This is a genomic window from Pedobacter sp. 01T416_2, from assembly GCF_056398925.1.
Genome location: NZ_JBFTQI010000872.1, coordinates 1 through 2,320, shown reverse-complemented (window position 1 = coordinate 2,320; position 2,320 = coordinate 1). Strand labels below are relative to the sequence as shown.

Annotated in this window: 3 protein-coding genes; 2 read left to right on the top strand and 1 reads right to left on the bottom strand. The window is 36.9% G+C overall.

The window, feature by feature from the left end:
* Positions 1-71 precede the first annotated feature (71 nt).
* Both AC1DPQ_RS25260 and AC1DPQ_RS25255 read left to right on the top strand, forming a co-directional pair.
* A complete protein-coding gene (locus AC1DPQ_RS25260) occupies positions 72-350 on the top strand; it encodes a hypothetical protein (protein ID WP_477585320.1) in 279 nt (92 codons plus the stop codon).
* 373 nt (positions 351-723) lie between these two features.
* Complete coding sequence (locus AC1DPQ_RS25255; RefSeq protein WP_477585319.1) at positions 724-1,116, top strand: hypothetical protein; 393 nt, start codon at positions 724-726, stop codon at positions 1,114-1,116.
* A 243-nt stretch (positions 1,117-1,359) separates the two neighbouring features.
* Here the strand turns inward: AC1DPQ_RS25255 and AC1DPQ_RS25250 are convergent, their stop codons facing one another.
* Positions 1,360-1,971, bottom strand: a complete 612-nt coding sequence (locus AC1DPQ_RS25250) for a GIN domain-containing protein (protein WP_477581027.1) — start codon at positions 1,969-1,971, stop codon at positions 1,360-1,362.
* Between the last annotated feature and the right edge of the window lie 349 nt (positions 1,972-2,320).

Sequence of the window (2,320 nt, the reverse complement as noted above, 5' to 3'; positions counted from 1 at the left end):
TTCCATTTAAATCAGTCAAAGATCGGATTGTCCGATCAATTTGTTATTAACCCTCTCAATCTTTACGAACAATGCTAAAGTCAGTTTTTCTTTCTCTGCTTTTGTCGCTTTCTTTGAGCTTATGCTTAGCTCAGGATACGCCTAACGAACTTGCCAACAGGCACAATTTTATTTTTCAGCACCTAAACCGTAGCGAGGCAACCACCGGTATTTTACTTGACTATGGTATAGAGTTCCAGAATATGGATAATTACGATGGTTCGGTATTGTTAGACAGTAATCATGTTTCCATTACGGATTGGAGGACTATATATGCGACGTTACTCACCTCACAGTATTGGGAAGTATAAGATAGAAACGCTCATGATGCGAGAATGGCCATATTAGGGTGTCAGTGTTGGGGAGTTTATATCAATGGCATGTGCATTGAACACTGAGCAGGCATTATTACCGTTAATATTCATTTGAGTGTGTTAATGGCTGGGTAACGCCACTAATCAGGTTGCTTAAAAAACCGTTAATAGAACCTTAATATTGAGAGAGTTCGCAGCAAAATGAAGCGAAAACTTGTATTTAGCCGGGTCAATATCTATATTAATAGCGAAATAACTTACTGCCCTGTTTAATTGAGTGCGCCCAAAAAAAGATATGAGAATTTTGTTGTACATATTGCTTGCAATAGGCATACTGGGCTGTAAAAATAAAGCAGACCAGACTTATAGGATGCCAGATAAAGACAGTGCAAATTTCACTGTTGCTATAGTTATGCTTTATCCGGGTGAGCGGCTCTTGGTCAAGTTAAACAATGAGGTTTTACTGGATACAACCGGCGATGCATCAGGTAGACTTGACTCCCGTTTATATTTCAAATACCCCAAAAAGGTAAAGACAATAGCTGTTTCTGGAGTTTATAACGGCACAAAGACATTTAACCGCTATTTTAAAGATACATTATCACGCGTTCCTAAATTAGCCCTGGTAATACCTTTTCCAATGCCAAAGGCAACTTGGAAACCTAAAAACGAATCGGATAACCGTGTCCCTATGGAAAGTACTGAGCGCAATATTGTGCTTGTGGATGATACTGCTTATCCTAAACAGAAGAACATGTTGTAGCGCTATAAAGCCCGTCGTTAATTAATTTAAATATCTCAGTTCCATTTTAAATGAAAATTATCGTTTTTAATGCCAACAAAAAATCTGTTAGTGAACCCTGTATTTTGATTTATAACATTGTAAAATAATCGGATACTAATTTTTCGTTTACTGTCGAGGTCGTTCAAACACTATAAAACCAGTTTTATGAGTAGCTAAAAAAGCCGCCCAATGGGCAGCTTCAATTCATCTGATTGATATTTTTTATTTCGCTAAATTCATTGCATTTTGTTCCGCTTCCATCATCGCTTGAGAAGCATAGGATGCAGATTTAAGACTGGCAAAGTCAGTTAATTTTACATTTTTCATGTTGCTCGCAACCATTGTACTTTCACCGGCAGTACCATTTAATTTTAATACCGCATCATCTTTAACAATAGTATATAAACTGCCTGCTGTCGTTTTAATTTTTGCTGTAGCGCTCTGGTTCAGAAATAACTGAAGGTATTTTGTATCAAAATTATTGCTGGTAACCACAACCGATTGTCCGTAAGCTTCAATTCTTTCTAAATCTTTTACGGTAATGTTTAACGTTACCTGACTGGTTTCCATTGAATTGATAAACAAGGTTTTCCCATCAGTTGATACCGAGGTTTTTGAAGCATCGTAATTGCCCGCACCTTCTACATTTTGTTTATCACCTTGTGTTAAGATAAGCTTCACGTTACCACTTACCCAGATTCTGCTGAATTTTGATAATGAAGAAGTTTTGGTTTCTGCTTTAACTGGCTCAGCGGCAAAAGTTGCCATGGCTGATGAAGTAAATACTACTGCTGTTAATGCTGCTGCGAATATTGTTTTTGCTAAAGTTTTCATATCTTTTATATTTTAGGTTTTTGCTATTGTTTTGTTATTAAGACGCAGCTGCCCATCAAACGTTTCAGGCAAAAACCCGGTATTATACCAGCGTTGGTAACCGCTAGACCAACGCCTGTAATTCCTAGACAAACGCTTATTGATCATCAACGGTTTGATGCAATAGTTTTCGGTGAAACAGTATAAACTTAAAGCGCAGCTTTTGTAATCGGTGTAATGTCGAAAAGCACCAGCCTGCCATAAGCCGCCAATTGTTAAAAAATGTTAAAGGAATTTGAAAATATTATTTTGTTGTTTTTTTTTGAATCTCCATCAGATAAACAAACAGGAAAGCATTTTTTAGAGCAAT

Excerpts from the sequence above, each read along its gene's own strand:
- AC1DPQ_RS25250 (WP_477581027.1), bottom strand. The coding sequence starts at position 1,971 with ATGAAAACTTTAGCAAAAACAATATTCGCAGCAGCATTAACAGCAGTA.
- AC1DPQ_RS25260 (WP_477585320.1), top strand. The coding sequence starts at position 72 with ATGCTAAAGTCAGTTTTTCTTTCTCTGCTTTTGTCGCTTTCTTTGAGC.
- AC1DPQ_RS25255 (WP_477585319.1), top strand. The coding sequence starts at position 724 with ATGCCAGATAAAGACAGTGCAAATTTCACTGTTGCTATAGTTATGCTT.